The organism is Lysobacter gummosus, from assembly GCF_001442805.1.
In the GTDB taxonomy this organism is placed as follows: domain Bacteria; phylum Pseudomonadota; class Gammaproteobacteria; order Xanthomonadales; family Xanthomonadaceae; genus Lysobacter; species Lysobacter gummosus.
This window is the reverse complement of record NZ_CP011131.1, coordinates 2,029,589-2,055,985: the sequence shown is the minus strand read 5'-3', so window position 1 is coordinate 2,055,985 and position 26,397 is coordinate 2,029,589. Positions and strand designations below refer to the sequence as shown.

Annotated in this window: 20 protein-coding genes and 1 tRNA gene; 9 read left to right on the top strand and 12 right to left on the bottom strand. The window is 66.3% G+C overall.

Annotated features, from left to right (window positions below; translation table 11 throughout):
• Positions 1–29: 29 nt before the first annotated feature.
• Positions 30–1,061: an EF-P beta-lysylation protein EpmB gene (gene epmB, locus LG3211_RS08485; RefSeq protein ID WP_057942448.1), complete on the top strand. Its 1,032-nt coding sequence runs from the start codon at positions 30–32 to the stop codon at positions 1,059–1,061.
• A gap of 177 nt (positions 1,062–1,238) precedes the next feature.
• Positions 1,239–3,338, top strand: coding sequence for an EAL domain-containing response regulator (locus LG3211_RS08480; protein ID WP_057942447.1), 2,100 nt, complete (start codon positions 1,239–1,241; stop codon positions 3,336–3,338).
• A gap of 217 nt (positions 3,339–3,555) precedes the next feature.
• Here LG3211_RS08480 and htpX read toward each other — a convergent pair whose 3' ends face one another.
• Entirely contained in the window at positions 3,556–4,470 is a 915-nt protein-coding gene (htpX, locus tag LG3211_RS08475; protein ID WP_057942446.1) for a protease HtpX, read from the bottom strand.
• 244 nt (positions 4,471–4,714) lie between these two features.
• On the opposite strand from htpX, the gene gluQRS reads away from it, so the two are divergent.
• From gluQRS to phbB (LG3211_RS08455), 4 genes are all read left to right on the top strand, one after another.
• Positions 4,715–5,626 (top strand): tRNA glutamyl-Q(34) synthetase GluQRS, encoded by a 912-nt coding sequence (gene gluQRS / locus LG3211_RS08470; protein ID WP_057942445.1) that lies wholly within the window; start codon positions 4,715–4,717, stop codon positions 5,624–5,626.
• 42 nt (positions 5,627–5,668) lie between these two features.
• Complete coding sequence (gene phbB, locus LG3211_RS08465) at positions 5,669–6,409, top strand: acetoacetyl-CoA reductase (protein ID WP_057942444.1); 741 nt, start codon at positions 5,669–5,671, stop codon at positions 6,407–6,409.
• Positions 6,410–6,745: 336 nt separating this feature from the next.
• Positions 6,746–7,234, top strand: a complete 489-nt coding sequence (gene phaR, locus LG3211_RS08460; RefSeq protein WP_057942443.1) for a polyhydroxyalkanoate synthesis repressor PhaR — start codon at positions 6,746–6,748, stop codon at positions 7,232–7,234.
• 170 nt (positions 7,235–7,404) lie between these two features.
• A complete protein-coding gene (gene phbB, locus LG3211_RS08455; protein ID WP_057945363.1) occupies positions 7,405–8,145 on the top strand; it encodes an acetoacetyl-CoA reductase in 741 nt (246 codons plus the stop codon).
• 537 nt (positions 8,146–8,682) lie between these two features.
• On the opposite strand, the gene LG3211_RS08445 is transcribed toward phbB (LG3211_RS08455), so the two are convergent.
• Positions 8,683–9,606, bottom strand: coding sequence for a M48 family metallopeptidase (locus LG3211_RS08445; RefSeq protein WP_057942441.1), 924 nt, complete (start codon positions 9,604–9,606; stop codon positions 8,683–8,685).
• A 147-nt stretch (positions 9,607–9,753) separates the two neighbouring features.
• Complete coding sequence (locus LG3211_RS08440; RefSeq protein WP_484502507.1) at positions 9,754–11,574, bottom strand: formylglycine-generating enzyme family protein; 1,821 nt, start codon at positions 11,572–11,574, stop codon at positions 9,754–9,756.
• A gap of 328 nt (positions 11,575–11,902) precedes the next feature.
• Here LG3211_RS08440 and rnd point away from each other — a divergent pair, with 328 nt between their 5' ends.
• Entirely contained in the window at positions 11,903–13,006 is a 1,104-nt protein-coding gene (gene rnd, locus LG3211_RS08435) for a ribonuclease D (RefSeq protein WP_057942439.1), read from the top strand.
• Positions 13,007–13,109: 103 nt separating this feature from the next.
• Positions 13,110–13,185 (top strand) — tRNA-Ala (locus tag LG3211_RS08430).
• A 300-nt stretch (positions 13,186–13,485) separates the two neighbouring features.
• On the opposite strand, the gene LG3211_RS08425 is transcribed toward LG3211_RS08430, so the two are convergent.
• From LG3211_RS08425 to LG3211_RS08405, 5 genes are all read right to left on the bottom strand, one after another.
• Positions 13,486–15,105, bottom strand: coding sequence for a dihydroxyacetone kinase subunit DhaK (locus LG3211_RS08425; RefSeq protein ID WP_057942438.1), 1,620 nt, complete (start codon positions 15,103–15,105; stop codon positions 13,486–13,488).
• Between the two features lie 219 nt (positions 15,106–15,324).
• Entirely contained in the window at positions 15,325–16,908 is a 1,584-nt protein-coding gene (locus LG3211_RS08420; RefSeq protein WP_187313155.1) for a peptidoglycan recognition protein family protein, read from the bottom strand.
• A 107-nt stretch (positions 16,909–17,015) separates the two neighbouring features.
• Positions 17,016–18,857 (bottom strand): SpoIID/LytB domain-containing protein, encoded by a 1,842-nt coding sequence (locus tag LG3211_RS24795; protein ID WP_187313154.1) that lies wholly within the window; start codon positions 18,855–18,857, stop codon positions 17,016–17,018.
• Positions 18,858–19,460: 603 nt separating this feature from the next.
• Positions 19,461–19,994 (bottom strand): hypothetical protein, encoded by a 534-nt coding sequence (locus tag LG3211_RS08410; protein WP_057942436.1) that lies wholly within the window; start codon positions 19,992–19,994, stop codon positions 19,461–19,463.
• Positions 19,994–20,314, bottom strand: a complete 321-nt coding sequence (locus LG3211_RS08405) for a hypothetical protein (protein ID WP_057942435.1) — start codon at positions 20,312–20,314, stop codon at positions 19,994–19,996. The genes LG3211_RS08410 and LG3211_RS08405 overlap by 1 nt, the downstream gene beginning before the upstream one ends.
• A 73-nt stretch (positions 20,315–20,387) precedes the next feature.
• Here LG3211_RS08405 and LG3211_RS08395 point away from each other — a divergent pair.
• Positions 20,388–21,529 (top strand): IS3 family transposase gene (locus LG3211_RS08395; protein WP_148648703.1). Its coding sequence is split into 2 segments (ribosomal slippage): positions 20,388–20,625 and positions 20,625–21,529, totalling 1,143 coding nucleotides; the frame shifts between segments, so codons are not numbered across the junction.
• 132 nt (positions 21,530–21,661) lie between these two features.
• Here the strand turns inward: LG3211_RS08395 and LG3211_RS08390 are convergent.
• From LG3211_RS08390 to LG3211_RS08375, 4 genes are all read right to left on the bottom strand, one after another.
• A complete protein-coding gene (locus tag LG3211_RS08390) occupies positions 21,662–22,957 on the bottom strand; it encodes a TrbL/VirB6 family protein (protein ID WP_083512397.1) in 1,296 nt (431 codons plus the stop codon).
• Complete coding sequence (locus LG3211_RS08385; RefSeq protein ID WP_148648804.1) at positions 22,929–23,588, bottom strand: hypothetical protein; 660 nt, start codon at positions 23,586–23,588, stop codon at positions 22,929–22,931. Before LG3211_RS08385 ends, LG3211_RS08390 begins: the two co-directional genes overlap by 29 nt.
• Before the next feature lie 683 nt (positions 23,589–24,271).
• On the bottom strand, positions 24,272–24,601 hold the full coding sequence (locus LG3211_RS27445) for an asparagine synthase-related protein (protein WP_057942432.1): 330 nt from the start codon (positions 24,599–24,601) through the stop codon (positions 24,272–24,274).
• 73 nt (positions 24,602–24,674) lie between these two features.
• Entirely contained in the window at positions 24,675–26,378 is a 1,704-nt protein-coding gene (locus LG3211_RS08375; protein ID WP_237049855.1) for an alpha-N-arabinofuranosidase, read from the bottom strand.
• Positions 26,379–26,397 lie beyond the last annotated feature (19 nt).

The following is a 26,397-nucleotide window of genomic DNA, read 5'->3' as shown; positions in this document are numbered from 1 at the left end:
GTGATCGGAACCCTGAAGGCTAGCCCCACATGATACCTGCTGCGCAACCCGTCCCGCATCCAGCCGCTCCCCAGGGCGCCGCCGCGCCGCCGCGCTGGCAGGCCCTGTGGCGAGATGCGGTGCGCGATCCGCGCGAGCTGCTGGCCCTGCTCGGCCTGTCGCAGGCCGCCCTGGCCGTGTCCGAAGCGGCCGCGGCGCAGTTTCCGCTGCGGGTGCCGCGCGGTTTCGTCGCCCGCATGCGCCACGCCGACCCGACCGACCCGCTGCTGCGCCAGGTGCTGCCGCTGGACGATGAAATGCGGCCGATGCCGGGTTTCAGCCTGGACGCGGTCGGCGACGGCGCGGCCAAGGCCGGCCACGGCGTCATCCGCAAGTACAACGGCCGCGCCCTGCTGATCGCCACCGGCAGCTGCGCGATCAATTGCCGCTACTGCTTCCGCCGCCACTTCCCCTACGCGCAGGAAACCGCGGCCGCGGCCGGCTGGGGCGAGGCGGTCGCGGCGATCGCCGCCGATCCGGGCATCGACGAGGTGATCCTGTCCGGCGGCGACCCCTGGTCGCTGGCCACGCCCAAGCTGGCCGAGCTCACCGACGCGCTGGCGCCGATCGCCCACCTCAAGCGCCTGCGCATCCACACCCGCCTGCCGGTGGTGCTGCCCGAGCGCGTCGATGCCGCGCTGACCCAGTGGCTGCAAGGCCTGCCGTGGCCGGTGGCGGTGGTGCTGCACGCCAATCACGCGAACGAATTCGACGCCGAAGTGGACTCGGCCATGCGGCGCCTGCGCGGCGCCGGCGCCACCTTGCTCAATCAGGCGGTTCTGCTGCGTGGGGTCAACGACGATGTCGAGGCCCTGGCCGCGCTGAGCGAGCGCAGCTACGCCGCCGGCGTGCTGCCCTACTACCTGCACCAGCTCGACCGGGTCCAGGGATCGGCCCATTTCGAGATCTCCGACGAGGCCGCGCGCGCGCTGCACCGCGCCCTGGCCGCGCGCATCTCCGGCTACCTGGTGCCCAAGCTGGTGCGAGAAGTGGCAGGCGACCCGGGCAAGCGTCCGTTGTAAGGTTGTAATCTGGATGGGGTTTGATCGGGGAACGCAGCGATAGCACGCGGCGCAAGCACAACAGCGTAAGCGATGCACTCTTTGCGTGATCGAACCCTATAACGGGTCACAGATTCTCGTCCTTGCGTGGACGAGGCCGGTGCTTCGTGTCATAAAACCGGCCCACGGAGGTGGTCAATGCAATTCGGCAAAGACATGGTGTTGCGCTTGCTGATCGTCGACGACAGCGTCGAGGCGGCCGAAGCCATCGTCAGCGCGCTGCGCAACAGCGGTATCGCGGTGCGGCCCACCCGCCCCGAGAACGAGCAGGAACTGTCGGCGCTGATCCTGCAGCATCCGCCGGATCTGGTGTTGGCCGCGCGCAATTCGCGCAACATCTCCCTGCTCAAGCTGATGCAGAGCGTGGACGCCAGCGGCAAGGACCTGCCGGTGCTGGTGCTGATGGAGGCCGTGGACGAGGCCGCCGTGCTCGGGGTGATGGAGATCGGCGCGCGCGGCATCGTGCTGCGCTCCAACATCAGCCATCTGCAGAACGTGGTCCGCGCCGAATGGGCCGACCTGGAAGCCCGCCGCTCGCTGCGCCGCCTGGAAGCGCAGGTGCGCGAGACCGAGCGCCGCTGCGATGCGCTGATCGATTCCTCGCGCGACCCCATCGCCTACATCCACGAAGGCATGCACATCCGTGCCAATGCCGCGTACCTGGAAATTTTTGGCTTCGAGTCCTTCGAGGACATCGAGGGCATGTCCCTGCTCGATCTGGTCGCGCCCGGCCAGGTCGATGGCTTCAAGCAATTGCTCAAGCAGCTCAGCAAGGGCGAAACGCCGCCGCCGACCTACGAAACCCAGGCCCGCGCGCTCGACGGCAACGCCTTCCCGGCGGTGATGGAATTCACCGCGGCCACCTACGAAGGCGAGCAATGCCTGCAGGTGGTGCTGCGCCGGCAGGAGGTCGATCCGGAACTGGCGCGCGAGGTCGAAGCCTTGCGTCAGCGCGACCAGGTCACCGGCTTGCTTAACCGCGCGACCTTCCTGCGCGCGCTCGAAGACGCGGTCGCCGACGCGGCGCAGAACTCGGCGCATCACGGCCTGCTGCTGATCGAGCCGGACCACTACAACCAGTTGTTGCAGGAAATCGGCCTGGACCAGGCCGACCAGCTGATCAAGGCCTGCGGCGAGCGTCTGCGCGAAGCGATCGGCCCGGACGACGTCGCCGCGCGCTTCGGCGAACACCAGTTCGCGGTGCTGACCCTGCACAGCGATCATTCGCACACCTCTGGCCTGGGCGACAAGCTGCGCGAAGCGTTCTCGGCGCGGGTGCTGGAAACCGACCATCTTTCGCTCAGCGCCACCGCCAGCGTCGGCGGCGTGCAGATCGGCGAGAAGATCGCCAGCGTCACCGCGGTGCTGGGCAAGGCCGCGCAATGCCTGCAATCGGCCAGCGACATCGGCGGCAACCGCATCGAGCTGTTCGACCCGGGCGCGGCCGATCGCGCCGAGGAAGAACGCATCGCCGCCTGGGTCGCGCGCATCCGCGACGCGCTCGACGCCGACCGCTTCGTGATGAACTACCAGCCGCTGATCAACCTGCACGGCGAGCCGATCGAGATGTACGAGGCCTATCTGCGCATGCAGAACCTGGGCCCGGGCACCGACGAAGGCGGCGGCGAGCTGGTGCAGCCGCTGTCGTTCCTGCAGGTGGCGGAAGAACACGGCCTGCTGTGGGAAATCGACCGCTGGGTGGTGGGCCGCGCGATCCAGGTGATCGGCGAGCGCATGCGCCAGGGACGCCGCACCACCTTGCTGGTCAAGATCACCCAGGCCTCGCTGCAGGACGAAAGCCTGCAGCAGCACATCGTCGAACTGCTGGCCAAGCACGGCGCCGACGGCAAGCTGCTGGTGCTGCAGTTGCCCGAGTCGAAGGTATTCACCAACCTGCGCGCGGCGCAGGAGTTCCAGTCGCGCATCTACCACTACGGCGTGCGCGTGGGTCTGGAGCAATTCGGCGCCGGCCTGAATTCGTTCCAGCTGCTGACCCATTTCGACGCGGCCTTCCTCAAGATCGACCGCAGCTACATGGAAGACCTCACCTCCAACCCCGACCACCAGCAGCGCGTGCGCGAAATCGCCGAAAAGGCGCGCGAACTGGGCCGGCAGACCATCGCCGAGTTCGTCCAGGACGCGGCCAGCATGAGCCTGCTGTTCGCCGCCGGCATCGACTACGCCCAGGGCCACTTCCTGGCCGCGGCGGGGCCGGATATGGATTACGACTTCCAGTAAGGCTGGGAATCGGGAATCGGGAATCGGGAATCGGGAATCGGGAATCGGGAATCGGGAATCGGGAATCGGGAATCGGGAATCGGGAATCGGGAAAGGCTAAAACCTCACCCAACAAAAAGCCCGCCTTTCGGCGGGCTTTTTTTGCTTTTTGCTTCAGCTGTTGCTGTTCCCCCCCTTTGAAAAAGGGGGGGCTGGGGGATTCGCTCTTGCTCTTGCCTCAACGAGCAACCACGCCCCCACCCACCTGCTCCTGCGGCGCATTGCGCAACGCCGCGATGCGCTCCTCCAGCGGCGGATGGCTGCGCATCAGCTTCGACAGACCATGACCGACCGCGCCGCTGATACCGAACGCCTGCACCTGCTTGGGCAGCGTGCTCTCGCCATAGGTCTGCGACAAACGCTGCAACGCCGCGATCATCTTCTGCCGCCCAGCCAGACGCGCACCGCCCGCGTCGGCGCGGAACTCGCGATACCGCGAGAACGCCATCACGATCATGCTGGCCAGAATGCCGAACACGATATCCAGCACGAACACCGTCACGAAATAAAACAGGCCCGGGCCGCGCGACTCGCGTCCGCCGCTCATCATCGCGTCGATCCAGCCGCCGACCACGCGCGCGGCCACCAGCACGAAGGTGTTGAGCACGCCCTGGATCAGCGCCATCGTCACCATGTCTCCGTTGGCGACGTGGCTGACTTCGTGCGCGAGCACCGCCTCGGCCTCGTCGCGGGTCATCGCCCGCAGCAGGCCGGTCGACACCGCGACCAGCGCGTTGTTGCGATTGGCGCCGGTGGCGAAGGCGTTGATTTCCGGCGCCTCATAGATCGCGACCTCGGGCATGCCGATGCCGGCCGCTTCGGCCTGGCGGCGCACGGTCGACACCAGCCACTGCTCGTCGGCATTGCGCGGCTGCTCGATGACGTAGGCGCCGGTAGTGCGCTTGGCGATCCACTTGGACATCAGCAGCGAAATCAGCGAACCGCCGAAACCGAACACCGCCGCCATCACCAGGATCGCGCCGTTATTGCCCAGACGGATGCCGAAGACGTTCTGCAGCACCGACATCACGATGCCGAGCAGCACCAGCACGGCCAGGTTGGTGGCGAGGAAAAGCGCTATGCGTTTGAACATGGTCGTAGGGCGTATCGTGCCGCGCACCATGCGCGGCTTCAGGGCGACGGTCCCTGTCGTTGTTTGTCCGCGGCGCAACGCCGCGATAGTTCAAATGTGGCAAAGCGGCGGTTAATTCAACGAGAATCGGCCGTAAACCCACCGCCGCGCGAGCCTTCGTTCATTGTCCGGACATCCTGCCGAAGCCCAGTCGCCTACCGATCCCTCGGCCCGTCCATCGGCCGGGCGGCCGGCCGCGGCGCGCGTGCGCTACCGCGGCCGCTTCGCGCCCTCGCCCACCGGCGAACTGCACGCCGGCTCGCTGCTGGCGGCGTTCGGCAGCTGGCTGCTGGCGCGCCATCACGACGGCGCGTGGCTGGTACGTATCGAAGACCTCGATCCGCCGCGCGAAGTTCCCGGCGCCGCCCAGCGCCAGTTGCAGGCGCTGGCCGCGTTCGGCCTGCACAGCGACGAAGCGGTGATCCGGCAAAGCGATCGCCATGGGCTGTATCAGGCCGCGCTGGATCGCCTGCTCGACGCCGGCCTCGCCTTCGCCTGCCATTGCAGCCGCAGCGACCTCGCCGCCAGCGGCGGCATCCATCGCCACTGCGTGGCCGCCGCGCCGCGCCCGGGACACGGCGCGCCGCAGCCGGCGATCCGCCTGCGCGTGGCCGACGGCGCCGCGGTCGATTTCGTCGATACGATTCTCGGCCCGCAGCACCAGGATGTCGCCCGCGAAGTCGGCGACTTCGTCCTGCGCCGCGCCGACGGCTACTGGGCCTATCAACTGGCGGTGGTCGTGGACGACGCCGACCAGGGCATCACCGAAGTGGTCCGCGGCGCGGATCTGCTCGATTCCACCGCGCGCCAGATCCTGCTGCAGCGCGCGCTTGGCCTGGCCACGCCGGACTACGCGCATCTGCCGCTGCTGCTCGACGCGAACGGCCGCAAGCTGTCCAAATCCGACGCCGCCCATCCGCTCGATCCCGCCGATCCGCTGCCGGCGCTGCGCGCCGCATGGCAGGCGCTAGGCCAGGATCCGCACACCCTGGATGAGGTGGCGACTGTCACGCAATTGCTCGCCGCGGCACGGGTTTCGTTCAGCCCGGCACAGATTCCGCAGACCGTCTCCGGTCTCGCCGCGATGCACAACGATCCTTGCGCGAATGCTGTCTAGAATCGGGACGAGACCGCCCTTCGCGGTCAAGGAGAGCTCAGCATGCAGTCCCGTGTTGCACTCGTCACCGGCGGTACCGGTGGCATCGGCACCTCGATCGTCCAACGCCTCGCCAAGATGGGGCACAAGGTTGCGACCAATTACCGAGACGAAGCCAAAGGGCGCGCCTGGCAGGCGCAGTTGAAGGAACAGGGCATCGACGTGGCCATCGCGCACGGCGACGTGGCCTCGCCGGAACACGCCGAAGCGCTGATCCGCGATGTCGAACGCCAGCTCGGCCCGGTCGACATCCTGGTCAACAACGCCGGCATCACCCGCGATTCGACCTTCCACCGCATGACCTCGCAGCAGTGGACCGACGTCATCTCCACCAACCTCAACTCCTGCTTCAACGTCACCCGCCCGGTGATCGAGGGCATGCGCGAGCGCAAGTGGGGCCGGATCGTGCAGATCAGCTCGATCAACGGCCAGAAGGGCCAGTACGGCCAGGCCAACTACGCCGCGGCCAAGGCCGGCATGCACGGCTTCACCATTTCGCTGGCGCAGGAAAACGCGAAGTTCGGCATTACCGTGAACACGGTCTCACCCGGTTACATCGGCACCGACATGGTCATGGCCGTGCCCGAGGACGTGCGCAACAAGATCGTCGCGCAGATCCCGACCGGGCGCCTGGGCACGCCGGAAGAAATCGCCTACGCGGTGAGCTTCTTCATCCCCGACGAAGCCAGCTGGATCACCGGCGCCAACCTGTCCGCCAACGGCGGCCAGTACATGGGCTGGTAAGCCTGGCGCGCGTTCGGGCCGGAGGCCTGTTCAGGTCTCCGGCTCCGCGCACCGGCGGCGCGCAAGCGTTGCTTCCACGAAAATCGCGAACCCTTCGGTTTACCGATCCGGCACGCTCCCGGCCCGGCCGGCGGCCTTGACGATTGCGCGCTTGAGGGCTGATTCGAAGGGTTTTTTACCGCCCGTTCGGGCCCGGCGGCGGATCGGGCGCGGGCGCGGCGAATATCCCGCGCGGCCGTGGCAGCCCGCCCTGCGCAGCCTCCCGCACGCCCCTGTTGCAAGCCCCTGCGCCCTGCGCCATGCTGCAAGGCACCACGTTTTTAGAGCCAAAGCTCAATGGCCTCGACCCGCATCATCAAGAAGTATCCGAACCGTCGTCTTTACGACACCGAGATCTCCAGCTACATCACCATCGAGGACGTGCGACAACTCATCGTCGATGGCGAAGAGTTCGAAGTGCGCGACGCGCGCTCCGGCGACGACCTCACCCGGCAAGTGCTGCTGCAGATCATCGCCGAGCACGAACAAGACGGCGAACCGGTGCTCTCCACGCAGTTGTTGAGCCAGATCATCCGCTTCTACGGCGACTCGCTGCAGGGCTTCATGGGCAACTACCTGGAACGATCGATGCAGGTGTTCCTCGATCAGCAACAGACCTTCCGCAACCAGATGGGCGGCATGCTCGGGCAGACGCCGTGGGCGATGATGAATCAGCTCACCGAGCGCAACCTGACCTTGTGGAAAGAGTTCCAGCAAAATCTTTCCGGAAGCGTGGGCCAGCCGGTCACGCCGAAGCAGAAGACCGATACCAAGCGCGAGCGTTGAGCCGCGCTTTTTTCTTGCGCGCCGCGCATCGGCGCGGATGATCGTTCGCGGGCCGTGGGGACGGTGCCGGGGCGCGTGAATCTTCCGCGTCCGCTCGCCTGGCGGCGGCCGCTATCCGTGAATTCAGGGCTCGCCGGCATGCGGCGCGTCTCTCGTTGTGGGGAACCGACATGAACAAACGCATCGCCGTGGTCAGCGGCGGCATCGGCGGCCTGGGCACCGAAATCTGCCTGTCGCTGGCGCGCGCCGGACGCCGCGTGATCGCGCTGGACCTGGGCGCGCGCGAAGAACGCATCGCGCAATTCGCCGCGCTCACCGACGGCTTCGACATCCGCTTCGAAGCGGCCAACGTCGCCGACTACGACGATTGCGGCGCGGCGATCGAACGCATCGTGGGCGAGGACGGCGCGATCGACATCCTGGTCAACGCCGCCGGCATCACCCGCGACGGCAGCTTGCGCAAGATGGAAAAGCGCGCCTGGGACGACGTGCTCAGCGTCAATCTCGACGGCGTGTTCAACCTGTGCCGGCATGCGGTCGATGGCATGGCCGAGCGCGGCTTCGGCCGCATCGTCAACATCAGCTCGGTCAACGGCCAGACCGGCCAGTTCGGCCAGACCAACTACTCCGCGGCCAAGGCCGGCATGCACGGCTTCACGATGGCGCTGGCGCGCGAGGTCGCGCGCAAGGGCGTGACGGTGAACTCGGTGTCGCCGGGGTATTGCGAAACCGCGATGGTGATGGCGATCGCCGAGGACATCCGCGGCAAGATCATCGACAGCGTCCCGGTCGGTCGCCTGGGCAAGCCCAGCGAGATCGCGCGCACAGTGGAGTTCTTGACCGCCGAGGAGGCGGGGTTCATTACCGGGGCGAATATTCCCGTGAATGGTGGGTTGTTTATGAGTTTTTGAGGGGCTGGGACTCGGGACCCGGGACCCGGGACTCGGGAGTCGAAGTCGAAGTCGAAGTCGGATTGTGGCTGCCCACGTCCTCTCACGTCCGTCATTCCCGCGAACGCGGGCTCCGCTTTACTTCGGCGGAGCCGAACATCCAGTGTCTTTCGCGATCCGGCAGAAAAGTCGCTGGATTCCCGCGTTCGCGGGAATGACGAGCAAGAGCAGACGCGCACGCCTCACCCCGTACGTCATCCCCGCGAAGGCGGGGATCCGGGGCTTTATCGCAACATGACTCTGAAGCCTCTGGATTCCCGCCCTCGCGGGAATGACGAGCAAAAGCAAGAGCAAACGCGCGCGCTCTACCCGTACGTCATCCCCGCGAAGGCGGGGATCCAGGGCTTTATCGCCACACGACTCTGAAGTCTCTGGATGTTCGGCTCCCCCGAAGTAAAGCGCAGCCCGCGTTCGCGGGAATGACGAGCACGAGCAAATGTGTGCGCCCTACCTCGAATGACGAGCGCACAGCGCCGCAAGCGAACCGCCGCGGCCACCTCACCTGGCCAGCGGCTTCCCCGCGCAATTAGCCTCATAGAACTTCATCGCCGTAGGCATCAGCGCCTCCAGCGTCTGGATGCGGTTGGCCGGATCCGGGTGGGTCGAGGCGAATTCCGGCGGGCGCTGGCCGCCGCCGAGTTGCGACATGCGCTGCCACAGCGGAATCGCCTGACGCGGGTCGTAACAGGCCGCCGCCGCCAGCATCAGACCGACCTTGTCGGCCTGTGTCTCGTGATTGCGGCCGTACGGCAGCACCAGGCCGTACTGCGCGCCGGCGCCGAGCGCGCCCATGATCATCTGCTGCTGTTGCGGGTCCATGCCGCCCACCGCCATGCCGGCGGCCATCTGCCCCATCTGCACCAGCTTCTGCTGGGCCATGCGCTGCGAACCGTGGCGCAACAGCGCGTGGGCGATTTCATGCCCCATCACCACCGCCAGCGCGTCGTCGTTCTGGGTCACCGGCAGCAGGCCGGTGTACACCGCCATCTTGCCGCCGGGCAGGCAGAAGGCGTTGGCCTCCTGCGAATTGATGACCGCCACGCTCCACTTGAAGTTCTTGTAGTCCTCCGGCGCGGTCTGATTGTTCTGCTGCGCCAAGGCCTGGGTCACCTGCGGCACCTTGTTGATCAGGCGTTGGGCTATCTCGCTGACGTCCTGGCTCTGCGGCGAGGCCGACGGCAACAGCGCGCGCTGCGCGGTGGCGTCGTTGAGCACCTGCACGAAGGCCTGCTCGCCGAGCTGCACTTCCTCGTCGGCGCTGGCGCCGTAATGCGCCTTCTCGCCGGTGTAGGGATCGGTCTTGGCGCTGCCGAACCACGACCACGCCGCATACAAGCCGAACAACAACAGGATCCACCAGCGAAAACCGCCGAATCCGCGCCGTCCGCCCTGCGCCTGATTGCCGAGGGGATCGATCCTCATCTGCACACTCCCGAAACCTGCCTGCGAGCGCTGAACGCCCTACCCTGCGATCGCGCCGCGCCGCCTTCGCGAACGCCGCATCGACCCGCTCGACTCCTGCCGCCGACCGGCCGCAGGCGCCCCATCATGGACCGCCGCCGGCCGAACTCAAATATCCCGCACGACCCGGAAACCCAGGCGTCCGTTGGTGGTGTCCGCGCTGGTGCCCTGGCGCCACGCCGCGCGCGTCTGCGCCGGCGAGCTCGACCACGAGCCGCCACGAAATACCCGCGTGCGGCAGCCCGGATTGAACCAGGCCGCGCCGTCGCGCGGTGCGCGCCGGTAGTTGTCGTGCCAGCAATCGGCCACCCACTCGCTGACATTGCCGCCCATGTCGTGAAGACCGAATGCATTGGGCGCGTAGCTGCCGACCGGCGCCGGCCCCCAGGCGCCGTCGCCGTAGCCCTGGAAGGCGTTGCGCCAGCGCCGGCCGCTGGGCGATGCGTCCAGGCTGCCGGTCAGATTGCCGGTCTTGGCCGGCGGCGCGCCGTCGCCCCAGGGATAGCGGCCCTGGCTGCCGGCGCGCAGCGCGTATTCGTATTCGGCCTCGCTGGGCAGGCGATAGCGCTGGCCGGTGATCGCCGACAGCCATTCCACGTACGCCGCCGCGTCCTTGGCGCTGACGTGCACCACCGGCAGATTGTCCGCGGCCGGTTGGCCGGCGTAGTCCGAACTCCAGTCCACTCTGCCGCGCCGCACCAGATTGCCGCTGCGCTCGTCGTAGGCGATGGAATAGCCGCGACGGGTGGCGCGCGCGCGATGCTTGGTCGAATTCATGAAGCGGCGGAATTCGCCGACGGTGATTTCGTAGCGCGACATCGCCAGCCCGCGTTCGAAACGGATATTGCGCAGCGGCCGCTCGGCATCGCTGGAGTCGGCTTCGCTCACGTCCGCGCCCATGCGGAACGCGCCGTGCGGAATCACCACCATCGCCGGGCCGCGGCCGCCGAGGTTCATCGCGTCGGTGAACACCTGGCCCGGACGGAACAGGCCGTAGTGAGTGGCCAGCTCGATGCGTTCGCGCAGCTCGGCCGCGGCCGGATCGCCGGTCGGCGCGATCCGCAGCAAGGTGGCCAGATAGCCCCGCGCCTCATCGATGCCGCGGAACTTCGGCAGCGCGGCGATGCCCTGATCGCGCAGGCTGCCGATCCGCGCCTGCCGCTGCGCGGCGATCCGTCCCTGCGCGTCGGACACCGTGCTCATCTTCGGCCGCACCAGCGCGGCCTTGGCCAGCCAGCGCTCGGCGCTCGCGTAATCGTCCTTGTCGGCGGCGACCTCGGCGCGACGGATCAGCGCGCTCTCGGCCGCGGCGATGCCTTGCCTGGCGCGCACGTCGCCCGGACGCAGTTCCAGCGCCTCGCCGAAGCGCGCCAGCGCGCCGCCCTTGCCGTCTTCGCCGATGCGGCCGGCGTTGAGGTCCACTTCGCCCAGGCGGTCGGCCTCCTGCGCCTGATCGGCGCGATCCACCCGCTCCAGGTACGCCTCGACCTTGCGATGCTCCGGCGCGACCGCGCGCGCCACCGCGGCGGCCTCGTGCGCGGCGCGCAGCGACAGCGGGTCTTCGTCGATCTTCTTCAGCGCGGCGTCGCCTTCGACCAGCAGCAGCGCGACCGCGCGGTCCAAACCGGCGGCGGCGGCGCGGTCGTTCGGGGCGAAGCCGCGCAAGGCCAGGTACAGCGGGATCGCCGAATCGGCGTTGGCGTGCAGATCGCCGGACTTGAGCGCGGCCTGCGCGCGCTTGTGCAACTCGCGCGCATTGTGCTCGCCGACCGCGATCGCCGGCGCCTGCCACGGCGGCACCGGCGAAACCGCCTGATCGGCGCTGACGGTCACGATCGGCGTGCGCGCGGCCGCGTCCTGCGAGGCGCTCTTGCCGGCCCGGTCGGTGCAACCGGCCAACAGCCCCAAGGCGACGATGCTGGTCCACATCAGTGCGCGCAAACTTCGACCTCTCCCGGATGGCGCGAGCGACCGGCGCAGCATATCGCTTCGGGGGTTAATGCCGGGAATCGGGAATCGGGAATCGGGAATCGGCAAAAGCTTGAGGCGCGGCCTGCCGGTAGTCCAGCCGGTCGGTAGTCCGGCGATATCCACCGTCGCAGCGATCCCACTCGCAATAGCCGCAAAGGCATCGCAAGCTCCCGATCCAGGCCGATTCCCGAGCCCCGAGTCCCGAGTCCCGCCCCCTTGCCGGCTGCATTAGGCTATTGTCGCCCGCCGGCCTTCATTCCACCCGCTAGCGAAACCACCGAAAAACATGCCCGTCTGGATCAACACCGCCGCCGCGCTGCAAGCGCATTTCCAGGTCAAGCCCGCGCGTATCGGCCTGGACACGGAATTCATCCGCGAACGCACCTACTGGCCGCAACTGGCTCTGGTGCAGATCGCCATCGAGCGCGAGGGCGAGGCCGAGCCGACGATCCTGCTGGTCGATCCGCTGCGTCCCGGTGTGAACGAGGCGCTGGCGCCGATCCTGGCCGACACGGCGATTCTCAAAGTGGTGCACAGTCCCAGCGAGGACTTGGTCGCGTTCAAGCACGCCTGCGGCGTGGTGCCCAAGCCGCTGTTCGACACCCAGCAGGCCGCGGCGCTGGCCGGCATCGGCAGCGGGCTGGGCTATCAGAAGCTGGTCGAACAGCTCACCGGCGTGGCCCTGGCCAAGGGCGAGACCCGCTCGGACTGGATGCGTCGGCCGTTGTCGCCGTCGCAACTGGAATACGCCGCCGACGATGTGCTGTATCTGTTCGCGATGCACGACGCGCTGGCCGGCATGCTCGATCAGCTCGGCCGCGGCGACTGGCTGGCCGAAGACGCCGGCCGCACCGTCGTCAACGCCGAAAACGAAGCGCCCGAGCGCTGGCCGCATCTGTCGATGCGCAGCGCGCAATTCCTCGACCTGCCGGCCCAGCGCCGGCTGGTGCGGCTGCTGCGCTGGCGCGACGTGTACGCGCGCGACAGCGACAAGCCGCGCAGCTGGATTCTGGACAACGAACTGGCCGTGGCCCTGGCCCGCCAGGCTCCGGCCGATCGCGACGCCCTGCAGCGCCAGCTCGACGCCCACCCCAAGGCCCCGCGCAAGCTCACCGAGACCTTGTGGACGGCGCTGAGCACCCCGCTCGCCGACGAGGATGAGGCGCCCGATGCCGGCGTCGCCGAAACCCGCGACAAGCAACGCCTGCGCCAGCTGCAGGACGCCGTGGCCAGCCGCAGCGCCGCGCTCGGCCTGCCCGACGGCGTGCTCGCCTCGCGCCGCTGGCTGGAAGCGCTGCTCGATCACGGCGACTGGCCCGACGCCCTGTCCGGCTGGCGCCGCGCCGCCCTGGAGCCGGATCTGGCGCCTTTGCTGGCCGCCGAACGCTGAACCACGGCGGCCTGGGCGGGCCGATCCGGCGAGGCGTCGCGGAAATTCGCCCCGCTACTAGCGCGAGCGGTTTCGTCCGGCTAAACTTGCTCCCTCTGAATGTGGGGCCATAGCTCAGCTGGGAGAGCGCGTCGTTCGCAATGACGAGGTCGGGAGTTCGATCCTCCCTGGCTCCACCACTTCATACAGAAAGCCGACGAGCGATCGTCGGCTTTTTTGTTGCGCGGGCGAAGGCTGGGGGGGGGCGGCTCCGAGTGTTTCCGTAAGGCGCAATGACGCCTCGGCTTCAAGCGCTTTCGCCGAAGGTCGCTGGATGTTCGGCTCGCGGGAATGACGGCAAAAGCAGAAACGCCGCGGCTTCGTACTCTTTCGCACGAAAGCCCCTGGATGTTCGGCTCCGCCGAAGTGAAGCGGAGCCCGCGTTCGCGGGAATGACGATTGGAGGGCGATCGACTCGCTACTTCTTACTTCGCATCGATCTACCCCGCCAGACTCGCAAACGCCCGCGCCACCGCCTCGGCGCCAGGATCGATCGCGCCGACGAGCGCGTGTTCGGGCACATACGAAGCCCGCCCCGCTCCGGCGCGCCTCATCGTCGCGGTGCGGTCGGCGCCTTCGCGCGCGGCGCGGGCCGCGGCGGCGAAGCCCTGGTCCAGCGCTTCGACCGCAGGGATCAGGGCATCGAGCATGGTCCGATCACCGGGCGCAGCGCCGCCGTAGTGGCGCATGCGCGCGATGCCTTCGCCCAGCGCGCCCTGCCAGCCGCGGCCGGCGGCCAACGCGGTGCCGGTTGCGGTGAACAGGATCGACAGCAGCACGCCGCTGGAGCCGCCCATCGCATGCGCCAACAGGCGGCCGAGTTCGTCGCACAGCTTGGCCGGCTCGCCGGTGCTCAACGACTGCCGCCTGAGCGCGTCGGCGACCGCGCGCGCGCCGGCGGCGAAGGTGCTGCCGGCATCGCCGTCGCCGATGCGCGCGTCGAGTTCGTCCAGGGTCTGTTCGGCCGCGAGCAAGACCCGCGCGATGCCGTCGATAGCGGCGGCGACCGCGCCGTCCTGCGCGCCGACGGCCGTGGCTCCCGCATCCTCGACCACCGCGAAGATGCCCGGTGCGCGCGGCTCGAACACGCCGGGCCAGGCCAAGGGTTCGACCGGCGTCGACAACGCTTCCACGTACTCGGGCAACGCCGGCAACAGGGTCAGCGAAAATCCGTGCATGTCCAGCGAGGTCATCAACGCCGCCGGCCGCACCATCAGCGCGATGCGTTCGCGGCCGATGCGGCGCATTACTTCGTCGGCGAGCACGGCCAGTTCCTGGGTCGAGCATCCGCCCAGATCGTTGAGCATCACGATCCAGCGCGTGCCGATGCCGAAGCGCTGCACCGCCTGTTCCAGCAGCGGCGTCAGCACCAGTTGCACCGCTTCGGCCGCATCTTGCGGATCGATCCGGCGCGCGCCGGGTTCGTTATGGATGCCCAGCCCCAGTTCGGCGCCGCGCGGCTGCGGCGCGTGGCCGGGCAAGGTGCAGCTCGACAGCGACAGGCCCAGCGACAGCAGCGAGTTGGCGAAGGCCTGGGTGCGCTCGGTCAGATCGTCGAGCGTGAGCCCCAGCTCGGCCAGATAACCGGCGTATTTGTGCACCAGCACCGTGCCGGCGACGCCGCGCGGCCGCGGCGCGTCGGCCAGGGCGATGTCGTCGGCGACGATGCACATGCGCACGTCCACGCCTTCGCGCCGCGCCTGCTCGGCGGCGAGGCCGAAATTGAGGCGGTCGCCAGTGTAGTTCTTGACGATCAGCAAGGCGCCGCCGCTGCCGCTGCAGTGGCGGATCGCGGCATGCACCGCGGCCACGCCGGGCGAGGCGAATATCTCCCCGGAAACCGCCGCGCTGAGCATGCCGCGGCCGACGAAGCCGGCGTGCGAAGGCTCATGGCCGGCGCCGCCGCCGGACAGCAACGCGACCCGGCTGCGGTCGAGCGCGGCGCGCGCGAGGATGCGCATGCCCGAGGCCGGATCGGCCACCGCCAACGCCGCGCCGGCGGCCGTGCTGTTCAACACCTGGGTGACTACATCGGCCGGCCGATTGAAGAAACGATCCATCTCACTGCACTCGCTGGGCATCGGGTTGACGGATAGTAGATCAGCCGCGCACCGGCACCGGCGTGTCGCGCTGTCGGTTTCTGGCGGTTGAGCGGCCGCGGGCGCGCGTCCGGCTATTGGGAACCGGACAGGCAAAAAAAACGGGCGCGACGACGCCAACTTCTCGCCGCCGCGCCCGTCCACCTCGACTCGGTGTCTGGCTGGTTGGAAGTGCTGCGATCAGCAATCGGGCGCGACGCGTCCGTCCGATCCGGTGTAGGTGTAGGCGTCGGGAATGAAACGGCCGCTGCCGATACGGTTCCACAAGCTGCTGGTGCCGTAGGTGCCGGTGACCGAGCTGCCGTTGGTCTGGCACTGGATGGTGACGCTGGCGCCGTCGGCGAGACTGTCGACCACCGAATAACTGGTGCCGGGGCCGGAGCGCACGTTCAAGGGCGAACCGCTGGTATCCACAGTGCCGCTCGCGCCGGTGCCGCCACCGGGATTGAGCAATTTGTAGTAACGCGCCCAATCCCAGTTGATGCCCGGATCGGTGTGATCGTTGCCGCTGTAATGCTGATGGCCTTTGACCTTGACCGTGGTCGCGAGCACCCTGACCGTGCGCGTCGCCGGGCCCTGGAACGCGGTGCCGCACTTGATCGCCGGATACTTGGCGCAGAAGTGGCGGGTAATGCCGGCCGAAGCGTTGTACATCGCGCTGGTGTACCACGCGGCGTTGTCCACATAGCCTTCGTGCTCGATGCCGAGCGTGGTCTTGTTATGCGACAGCACGTGATGGGCGGCGCGATTCTCGCGCACCATCTGGGTGATCTGGCCGTCGCTGCTGCGCACCAGGTAATGGATGCTGACGTGGTTCGGATTGTTCTGGAACCACGAGATGCTGCCGGCGTAGGAACCCTGCACGGTGTGGATGGTCACCGAATCGTAGGACGTGCGCTCGGAGTGATAGGGCGATGCGACCCACAACGCCGGGCCGTAGTCCGGGCTGGCCGCGGCGGCGCCGACGCGCGGGTCTTTGTTCTGCAGGGTCTGGGTGACCGGATCGACGAAGTACTGCTCGGTCTCGATGCGGTCGCTGTCGGCGTTCAAGCGCAGCAGCGGCGCGCGCAGGCGCACCAGATCGGGCGCGTCGAACGCACGCTCCCAGGCGATCGCGCGCGCGGGCACGACGATGCCGGACTCGCTGACGCCGCGATCCTGGGTCAGCAGTACGTCGAAGGCGAAACTCAGGCGCGCGTAGTCCTGCACCGCGCTCTTGGCCTGGGGCTTGGCGTAGCCGGCATAACGCTGCAGTGCCGGACGCAACGCTTCGGCGGTGAGCGCGGTGTCCTGCCCGCCGCGCGTGATTTCGCGGTCGAGCAAAGCCGCGGCGGCGAGGATGTTGGTCGAGGCCTCGTTGAGCACGCGCGACTCGGGCACGCCGAGCAGACGCGCGGCTTCGCCGACCTGATCGGCGAAACCTTCGCCGTGATACAGCCCCATCACGCCGAAGGCGCGCGGCATTTCCTTGCCGGCGCCGGCATCGGACGCCGCCGGACGCAGGTGCTGCCAGCGGCTGGCGACATAGGCCATCGCCTCCAGCGTGCCGGCCGGGATCGACGGGTAACGCACATAGGCCTGGCGGAAGTACGCCGGATATTGCGCGCGCTCGGCCCGCAGCGCGTCTTGTTCGGCGTGCAATCGCGGGCCCAGTGTCGGGTCGGCCAATACATCGACGGCCGCGGCGGGTTTGCCGGCCATCGCCATCGGCGACAGCAAGGCGGCCAGCGCGGTGCACAGCAAGGTGTTCACGGATCGATTCACGGAAGTTCCTTGTGATGGGTGGTCATCGAAGGGCGGCGCATGCGGCGGACGGATTCGCTCGCCGCCGCATGCGGTTGGAAGGAAGATCGGCAATGCGCTGACCGCGCTCAGCAGGCCGGCGCCACCGAGGTGTCGGAACCGGTGTAGGTGTAGGCGTCGGGAATGAAGCGGCCGCTGCCGATCCGGTTCCATATCTTGCTGGTGCCGTAGGTGCCGGTGACCGAGGTGCCATTGGTCTGGCACTGGATGGTCACGCTGGTGTTGTCGGCGAGCGTATCGACCACCGAGTAACTCGTGCCCGGACCGGAGCGCACGTTCAACGGCGTGCCGTTGGTGTTGACCGTGCCGGTGATGCTGCCGGGATTGGGCGTGCCGCCGGAATCGGAGCGGTAAGCGTTGCGCATGCCGCCGGGACTGTTGTTGTTGTTGAAGTAGTGGTCGGTGATCCACTTCCAGTCGCGGCCGTTGCTGTTGGCCCAGCGCTGCGTGCCCCACTGGCTCATGCCGCGGCCGTGGCCGAAGCAGCCCTTGCCCTTGCCGACCGAATCGCTCAGGCACGGCCAGTTGTTGCGCGGCGAGCCGTTCTTGCCGTTGCCGCAGCTCAGATCGTTGTTGCTGCACGACAGGCCGTCGCTGGGATCGTCCCAGGCGTTGTTCTCGGAGGAGTATTCGCTGAAAGCCGCGCTCCTGCCGTCGCGGCTCAGAATCACGCCCTTGGTCGTCTTGGCCGCGGCGACGGTGGCCGACACCGAATCGGAATTGAACACCTGGCACGAAGTGGTGTTGCAGATGTCGTAGCGGCTGCTGATCGGATGGGCGACGAAGTACGCGCCGTAAGTGCGATAAGCGACGGCGCCGGCAGCCAGCGAGTTGGCGTGCCAGGACGGAATCCACTCTTCGTCCAGGCCCTTGCCGACGTAGTCCTCCAGGCTGTACACCGACACGCCCGAGCACGAACGCCCGGAGCAGCTGGTGCCCACGCGGATGCTCGACGGCACCGCCACCGCGGTGGCGGACACTTGCGCCGCGCTCAGGGTCTGGCCGGGACGCATCGCCTGATCGGCATTGGCCGCGTCGAGCTGCTGCATGATCGCTTCGCGCTCCTTGAGCGGCCGGTCTTTGGCCAGCGCCTGCACGTGCGTCAGGTTTTCGTCGCTGCGGCCGCTGCCGGCCTGCAGATCGACGACGAAGTGAGCGCTGTCGTTGAGCAGCGACACGCCGGACAGACGATGCGCGCGATAGCCCGCGCTTTCGATATCGATGGTGGTGGTCGGCGGCAGCGCATCGTCTTTCAGCGCGGTCTTGACGAACTTGCTGCGCACTTCGAAATAGCCCGCGCCGTCGGTCACCGCGCGCTCGCCCTGGCCGGTGCGCACCGACACGCCGGCCAGCGGCTTGCCGCTGCGCTGGTCGTAGACGTGGCCGCTGTAGACGACGCAATCGCTGCATTCGACCGCCTTGAGCGCAAGCAGGTCGAGCTGATCGGACTCGCGTTCGGGCGACAGCCACAGTGTGGTCGGCAGGCCGAGCGCACCGTCGGAATTCACCCGCGTGGTCAGCGACTGATAACCGGGGACACTGACGGTGAGTTGGTAATCGCCCTTGGCCAGACCGGCGACGCGGCCGCCTTGCGAGGCCAGCGGCAACATCTGGCGCGCGTCCGAACGCCCGACCGGCGCGATGCTGAGTTCGGCCTGCAGTGCGCGGCCGCTGACGCTGTCGCGCACGCGCACATCGATCGCCGCCTGCGTGGCGGCGCTGCGCACGGCGATCTTCGACGCACCGGCGTTGTCGCCGGCCTTGAGCACCTGCCCGGCGTAGGCCGTGCTCATCGCCAGCGCGCAGGCGCCGGCGAGCCACGGCAGCCCCGTGGCCGCCAGCGGCCGCATCGCCGAAGCGGCGCAATCGCGGTTGGAAGCGTTGTTCTTGCTTGCGATGCTGCTGTTCATTCCACTGCCCCAGGTTGGCGGGTTGAGATGCGACGGGTTCCATGCGCCGGCCGGTACGCGCTGGTCCAAACGTGCCGACCCGGGCGTGTGCGTCGGAATCGGTCGCTCGCGTTCGCGAACCGAACTGGCCGGCCTTCGCGTAGGGCGAAGGGCAGCGCCGGTGGAAGCCGTTTTAAGCCTGGGGCCTGTCGCGCACCTGTCGCGGCTGCGGCGGGCGGCGATCGGCATTCGGTAACGCGACCGCGATCACTGCGCGGATGTGCGGTGCGCTGGGCGCTGGGTCGCGGCAGCGGCGCGTCGGCGCGGGCGTCGCATCATGTCAGGCGCGCTGGCGATACTGGCGCGCGCTCGGGCGCGTGCGGCGTGCGAATCGAGACGAAACGATCGCGTCAGTCGTGCCCGCAGTAAGCGCTGTGCCGGTGCATTGCCGGCCGAAAAATAAGGGATTGATCGCGCTTCCGGGCCGAGCAACGGCTCCAGGTCGCGCGTGGGCGTCGGCGACGTTGGGAGCCGGTTCGCATCAGGAAGCTACCCGGCTTGTCGCCACGGTCATCAATCATTGTCGTTGCCGCCAACGGCGATCCACCCGCCCGATCGGAGCATTCAAGCCGGAAGCACGCACACCCGTTCGAGTTCCAAGCTCCCGACCAAGGCGCCGACGAGTTGTCGATACGCGGCCTCGGACGCGGCGAAATGGAGTACGAAGAACAACGTCGCTATGGCGTAGATCCGCTCCCCGCCCGCCACCTGCCCCGGCAACTCCATCACCAACGGCAGGCATCCCATCGCCAAGGCGACCGGCCAAGCGCTGATCGCCAGTTTGATGGAGCGTTTCAGGCAGCGTCGCAGCTGGCGGATATCCTCGCGCCGGACGTCCAGCCAGCGCGCGTTGATGCAACGGCGAGCGGCAAAGATCAGCCTCGTCTCGAGCACCGCCCCGCGAAACCGCAGCACGGCCGCGCCTGCGGCGGCGATCTGAGCCAGGATCAAACACATGCCGGACTGCGTCCGCATCCACACCGCCGCCAACGCCAGCGCCAACACCAGAGCGGCGAACACCATCATCGCGGTCCAGCGCACGCGACGCGCCGAACCGGGCCAATCGATACCGTCCGCCGGCGGAGAGCGCGGATTCATCAGAACGTCGCCGCCGGATCTTTCGGCGCTTTGTTGCCGGTGCCCGGACTGATCGGCATCGGAATCCCGCCCGCCGTGCACACGCGGATAAACGTCGCGATGTACTGCGAATTCACCGGCGCATTCGGAACGATCGGCGCCCAGATTCCCGCCTTAGGCACCACCGACATCCAGTTGTGCGGCGGATACCCGAGCTTGCAGAACTGATCCGGGTTGTTGTTGTAGGGAACCTCTTCGTAAACGCCGCGCTGGCCGTCGCTGCTGGCGGGGAACGCGGATATCAGCGCGATCAGGGCGAGCGGGAGAATTGATTGTTTCATGGGGTCACTCTGAATCGCCCAGGGTTTCGTAGACATCTCGCAGCCATAAACTATGGCTTAAGTGGAGGTGGTTATGAGCGCGAAGCGATACACCGATGAGTTCAAGATCGAAGCGGTCCGTCAGATCGTGGAGTACGGGCGGCCGGTGGCCGAAGTAGCCGAGCGCCTGGGCGTGTCGGTGCACAGCCTGTACGGCTGGCGGCGTCAGCAAGGCAAAAGCGATGTGGTTCGTCGTGTGGAAAAAGATCAGAACGCGGACGTGCGACGCCTGAAGGCAGAACTTCGGCGCGTGACTGAAGAACGAGACATCCTAAAAAAAGCCGCCGCGTACTTTGCCAAGGGGTAAAGGTGAAGTACGCCTTCATGAAGCAGCACGCCGACGAGTTCGGCCTGGCCGCAATGTGCCGTGTCTTGGGCATAAACCGCAGCGGTTACTACGCTTGGCTTCACGCGCCGGCCAGTGCGCGTGCACGCGACGACCAACGTCTGTTGGGATTGATCAAGCACAGTTGGTTGGAAAGCGGCTCGATCTACGGCCATCGCAAGATCACCACGGACCTGCGCGAGTTGGGTGAAACGTGCAGCAAACACCGCGTTGCGCGTTTGATGAAGCAAGAAGGGCTGCGCGCCATGGTGGGCTACGGCCGGCGGCCGCGGCCGTTGAGCGGGCCGATCGGCGCCGTCGCCAACAACGTGCTGGCGCGTGAGTTCACAGCGCAAGAACCCAATCGGGCCTGGGTGACCGACATCACCTACATTCGCACCCACGAAGGCTTCTTGTACTTGGCCGTCGTGCTCGATCTGTTCTCCCGCAGGATCGTGGGCTGGGCCACGCGTCCAACGCAGCACTCCGATCTGGTGCTGCAGGCGCTGCTAGCGGCGGTGTGGCGACGCAAGCCCGCGCCTGGTTTGCTCTTGCACTCGGATCAAGGCAGTCAGTTCACGAGCGAAGACTGGCAGAGCTTTTTGAAGGCCCACGGCATCGTGTGCAGCATGAGCCGACGCGGTAACTGTCACGACAACGCCGCGATGGAAAGCTTCTTCCAGTTGCTCAAGCGCGAACGGGTTAAGCAACGGATCTACCATACCCATGACAAAGCACGAGGCGATGTGTTCGATTACATCGAGCTGTTCTACAACCCCAAACGACGGCACAGTTCCAACAATGGCCTGTCCCCGATAGAGTTTGAAAGGCGGTACGCACTAAACGGCTGACGACTGTCTACAAAAACCTGGGCGATTCATACAGTGCTTGTAACGAACATAAGAATAAGAAACGCCGCAATCTTCATATTCCCTCCTTATTGAAAATAGCCATTACCCAGCAACCCAAGAACGAGTAGAATTTCATCGATCTTGGCCTTGGCGTCCTTGAGGCAGAACCTTCTGCGAACTAGTCGAGGCAGACGACTCACCAGATCGCTGCTCAGCAGCTCGATGTTGACTCAACTGCAAAGTCCGTCCTGCGTCTTCTCGTGAATTTGCCCCAGTAACATTTCCACTCATGCCTGACATCGTCTGAGTACTGCGCCTCGCACCACTGCCATCCTGACTATGGGCAGCGGGCATCGCTCCCCCCTGAGCCCCCGGTCGCGACCCCGCCTGCTGCCCCGACCCATCCGCCCCGCGCCCCACCGCTCCGAACGCCGAGTACGCGCCGAAATTCCCCAAGGCCCCCTGGAAGAACGATGCCGCCATCGGCGGGATCGTAATCAGCAACACCGTAAGCACCATGCCCAAGCCGCCTTGCTGCATCGCCATCGTGCTGATGCCCGGGGTGCTCGCTTCGATACCCGCCGCGCTCAGGCCCGAGGCCGCGGCGTATTGAATGGCGAAGCCACCCGCCACGGCGCCGACCATCTTCATCGACACGGTCACCATGAAGCTCAGCACGGCCATCGAGAACATCGTGCCGATGCCGTAGTACAGCCATCGTCCGAACAACTGCTTGGTCTGCTCGAACATCAGGCTCAGGATGAACAAGGGCGCCATGCCGACGAACAGCGCCAGGGCGACCTTGTACATCATCAACAATGCGCCGCCGATCACCGCCGGGCCGGCCACGCCCAGGCCGGTCAGCACCAGGGCCTGATCCTTGTCTTCCTTGATGCTCGGGTTGTCCAGTAGCGGCAAGGCTTCGATGGCAGCCATCGCCGCCTGCATCTGGGTCAGGCCGTCGTCGATGGTCTTGGCCGGGGCTTCGTCCTTGCCCGTCACCATGTAGTGGATCGCCTTGGGCATGCTGTCGGTGAGCATCTCGTAGATGTCGGCACCACCGATGGTCAGGGTGGATGCGGCGATCACGATGAAGGCGCCGCGCGCCGAATTTGCGATCAACGTCATCATCGATTCGCGCGATTGACCGGTCACGATCCGGAATCCCTGCAGCAGTATCCATAGCGTCATCAGCACCAGCGCGATCGAAGCGACGAACGCCGACATTCGATACAGCATCTGTTCCCCGAGTGCCAGTATCTCGTTATCCAGGAAACCGAAGATTTCCTGGAAGAACATCCACTGGCCCAGCTCTTCGAGCGGTCCGGCGACCTCAGGCATCCATCCGTTGAACATTCTGCGACCCCATTCCCTGAAGATTGACGCGATTACCTGCGAATCAGTCGCCCAAGTGGCGCTGTAATTCATTCTCTGCGCAGTCCGCCGCCTGCATGAAACACTTCCACGGCCTGCGCTCCGACTTGGCCGCTCTGAGCACGCTGGACATGGTGGCGAAGCCGGCCAGGTTGCTCACCGTATCGCCGAGCATGCTGCCCTTCTTGCCGCGCATGACTTCGTTGCCGATCTGGTCGCGCGCCGCGGCCAGGTACTGCAGGCGCGCGTCGTAAGCGTCCATGTACAGACGGTGTTGGCGGATATCCAGGTCCATGCGCGCGATCAGCGCCAGCAGTTTGTTGGTGTTGTCCTGCAGCTTGCCCTGGTCTTCCGAGCCCAGATTGGCGCGCTCGCGCTCGATCTCTTCCAGCCGCTGCTTGCGCTTGTTGAAGACCTCATAGATCGCCAGCGAGTAGTTGTACTTCGCCATCTGCGTCTTGACCGTTTCCTCGCACAGCTGCCACAGCTGTTCGCCGGCTTTCTTCTCGCCTTTCGGGCAGCGATCTGCGACGGTTTTTTCGACCTGGCTGGGCTTGTCTTTCTCCAGCTTCTCGGTCGGCGCTTCGGCCGCTTCGCCGCTGGACTTGGCCGATCCCAGCTTGGCGATCTTCTTGAGTCGGTCGTTGACAGTGCCGTTGTCTTCGCCGATGGATTTTCGGATCACCTTGAGATGATCGTTGGCTTTGTTGTCGTGAACTTCCCAGCTCGATTGCGCGTGCGCCTGGGCGGCACAGAACGCCGTCGCCAACGCTAATACCCGCGCCAATCGCGACGCACGTCTGCGCCGGCCCGCTGCCTTCAATCTTTCCATGATCGCTCCCCTGTGCTGTCCGTGCGTTTCCACTGCGCGTCGGTCGCCTGATTCGCACCGGCCTTGGCCGTCGCAGTGATCGACGCATGACGCTGTGATAGTGGTGAACGCGGATCAACGCTAGTAGAGCGGGAAAGAGTTTTCAATCGTTGGCACGGAGCCTGACTTAGTGTTTGTCGGCCTCGCGAAAGCCGACCCCACTCACTAAATCCACATTTTATGTGCTTGCAGTACGCCCAACATTTCTCTTAAGCGCGTTATATGCGTTTAGAACACTCTCTTCTTACACAAACGCACGCGAATCAACACCCGCCGCCCGAATTCTGCTGATTCGTAATATTTATTGAACGCCACACTGCAGTGCTCATCGGCGTTGCACGCATCGCACTCACAGACACGCTCATGGCTCCGGTGCGACAACCCGGGCGGCTGACTGCGCAAAAAACTGGCGAACCGAGTTCGGGCGCCGACCAGGACGAAGGCGGGAAACCATCCGGACGACGGCTCCGCGATGCAGGATCAGCCCGCGTTACTGCTCAGCACCCGTATTGCGCTCGCGCGACGCGCTCAGGCCCGATCGCCGGCAACGGCTCCGGCATCACCGCGACAGCGGACGACGTCGTCCCTCGTCGATACTGTTCCCGCCACGCCTGAAACATCAGCACGTTCCACAAATGCGTATGCCACTTGCGCTGGCCGCGGAGGAATTCGCCCCACAGCCCGCGCACCACCCGCGCATCGAAATGCCCTTCCGCGCGCAATCGCGATTCGTCCAGCAAGGCCTCGGCCCATTCGCGCAGGGGACCGCGCAGCCAGCTCGCGACCGGTGTGCCGAAACCGTCGATGGGAAGTCGGCAATTCGGCATCAGATGACCGATTCAACCGAGTTTTTCAACGCAATAGCCCATAAGCGGACATCCGAAGTCTCAGCCCCGCCCCTCAGTCGAGCCTGACCACCACGACCGACTTGGCCGGGATATCGAGTACGAGCCTGCCCTGGCCGATCCGGCCGCCGCTGTAGGGCATAGGCGCGATGGTCGCCGGTTGCCCGGGAACATTGTGCGCATCCGTTCGGTCCGCGGTGAGAACCTCGCCCGAGACTGCTTTCGCTTTCACGGCGCCGAGATCGATGTCCAGTTCCACACGGTCCTGTGGATCCATGTTGGCGATGCCGATGAAGATCCTGCCGTCCTTGGCGCGTGCCGCCGAAGCGTTGATCGCGGGAATGGTTTTGCCGCCGGCGCTGAAGTTCGGCGTGGTCAGTTCCAGCGGCAGCGAAGTCGCGTCCTGGAACGGCACATACATCTTGAAGGCGTGGTAGGTCGGAGTCAGCGCCATCTTGCCGCCGTCGGTGAGGATCATCGCTTGCAGCACGTTGATGGTCTGGGCGACGCTGGTCATGCGCACGCGGTCGGCATGCTGGTGGAAGATGTTGAAGTTGGCCGCCGCCAGCACCGCGTCGCGCAAGGTGTTCTGTTGGTATAGATAGCTCGGATTGGTGCCTTTTTCGACGTCGTACCAGGTGCCCCATTCATCGACATACAGGCCGACGCGTTTTTTCGGATCGTAGGTATCCATGATCGCCGAATGGCGTTTGATGAAGTCGTCCATCTTCAGGGTCTGGGCGAAGGTGTCGACCCATTCCTGCTGGGTGAAGCCGATGGCGGCGCCCTTGGTCTTCCAGTCGCCGGTGGGCAACGTGTAGTAGTGCAGGCTGAGGGCGTCCATGGCCTGGCTGGCGTCCTTCATCAGCACTTCGGTCCAGCGGGTTTCATCGGAGTTGGGGCCGGTGGCCACACGCAGACCGGGATTGTCCTCGCCCTGATGGAAGAAGCTGCCGAAGCGGCGCAACTCGTTGGCGTAATACTCCGGCGTCATGTTGCCGCCGCAACCCCAGCTTTCATTGCCTATGCCCCATAGCGCGACCTTCCATGGTTTGTCGCGCCCGTTCTTGCGCCGCTCCCGGGCCAGAGTGTCCTGGCCGGGAGAGGTCATGTACTCGATCCATTCGCGCATGTAGGTCGGGGTTGAACTGCCGACGTTGATCGAGATATAGGCCTCGGCGCCAATCTGCTCCACGAAATCCATGAACTCATGGGTGCCGAAAGCATTGGTCTCGGCCGCGCCGCCCCACCAGTTGTTCTTGCGCACGGGACGCTGGTCGCGGGGGCCGATGCCGTCGCGCCAGAGGTACTCATCGGCGAAACATCCGCCCGGCCAGCGCACCATGGGCGTCTTGATGGCCTTCAGCGCTTCGACTACGTCGGTGCGAATACCACGGACGTTGGGAATTGGGCTGTTCTCGCCGACCCAGATGCCGTCATAGATGCCGCCGCCCAGGTGCTCGGAGAATTGGCCGTAGAGATTGCGATTGATCCGCGGCCCGGGCTTGTCGGCCTGCAGGGTCGCCTTCGCCTGAAGCGTTGCAGCCGTCGCCGCGCCGACGCTCAGACTGAGGATGAGGGTGGTGGTGGCCGCAAGGATCTTGAGCATGGAATTGTTCTCTCTGTATTGCCGTGCGTTCGCGGAAGAAATGGTGTCTGGACGGATGCCGGCCCATGCAAGACGCGACGCAACTGCGGCTCGGGCAAGGGATTTAACGAAGGTGCGCCGGCTAAGTCCGTTGGCGTGGTCGATATTCATGAGGGATTGGCTTGCGGTG

What these genes read in the sequence shown, in the direction of transcription:
- epmB (WP_057942448.1), top strand. Translation starts at nt 30, where the DNA reads ATGATACCTGCTGCGCAACCCGTCCCGCATCCAGCCGCTCCCCAGGGC.
- LG3211_RS08480 (WP_057942447.1), top strand. Translation starts at nt 1,239, where the DNA reads ATGCAATTCGGCAAAGACATGGTGTTGCGCTTGCTGATCGTCGACGAC.
- htpX (WP_057942446.1), bottom strand. Translation starts at nt 4,470, where the DNA reads ATGTTCAAACGCATAGCGCTTTTCCTCGCCACCAACCTGGCCGTGCTG.
- phbB (WP_057942444.1), top strand. Translation starts at nt 5,669, where the DNA reads ATGCAGTCCCGTGTTGCACTCGTCACCGGCGGTACCGGTGGCATCGGC.
- phaR (WP_057942443.1), top strand. Translation starts at nt 6,746, where the DNA reads ATGGCCTCGACCCGCATCATCAAGAAGTATCCGAACCGTCGTCTTTAC.
- phbB (WP_057945363.1), top strand. Translation starts at nt 7,405, where the DNA reads ATGAACAAACGCATCGCCGTGGTCAGCGGCGGCATCGGCGGCCTGGGC.
- LG3211_RS08445 (WP_057942441.1), bottom strand. Translation starts at nt 9,606, where the DNA reads ATGAGGATCGATCCCCTCGGCAATCAGGCGCAGGGCGGACGGCGCGGA.
- LG3211_RS08440 (WP_484502507.1), bottom strand. Translation starts at nt 11,574, where the DNA reads ATGTGGACCAGCATCGTCGCCTTGGGGCTGTTGGCCGGTTGCACCGAC.
- rnd (WP_057942439.1), top strand. Translation starts at nt 11,903, where the DNA reads ATGCCCGTCTGGATCAACACCGCCGCCGCGCTGCAAGCGCATTTCCAG.
- LG3211_RS08425 (WP_057942438.1), bottom strand. Translation starts at nt 15,105, where the DNA reads ATGGATCGTTTCTTCAATCGGCCGGCCGATGTAGTCACCCAGGTGTTG.
- LG3211_RS24795 (WP_187313154.1), bottom strand. Translation starts at nt 18,857, where the DNA reads ATGAACAGCAGCATCGCAAGCAAGAACAACGCTTCCAACCGCGATTGC.
- LG3211_RS08410 (WP_057942436.1), bottom strand. Translation starts at nt 19,994, where the DNA reads ATGAATCCGCGCTCTCCGCCGGCGGACGGTATCGATTGGCCCGGTTCG.
- LG3211_RS08405 (WP_057942435.1), bottom strand. Translation starts at nt 20,314, where the DNA reads ATGAAACAATCAATTCTCCCGCTCGCCCTGATCGCGCTGATATCCGCG.
- LG3211_RS08390 (WP_083512397.1), bottom strand. Translation starts at nt 22,957, where the DNA reads ATGAATTACAGCGCCACTTGGGCGACTGATTCGCAGGTAATCGCGTCA.
- LG3211_RS27445 (WP_057942432.1), bottom strand. Translation starts at nt 24,601, where the DNA reads ATGCCGAATTGCCGACTTCCCATCGACGGTTTCGGCACACCGGTCGCG.
- LG3211_RS08375 (WP_237049855.1), bottom strand. Translation starts at nt 26,378, where the DNA reads ATGAATATCGACCACGCCAACGGACTTAGCCGGCGCACCTTCGTTAAA.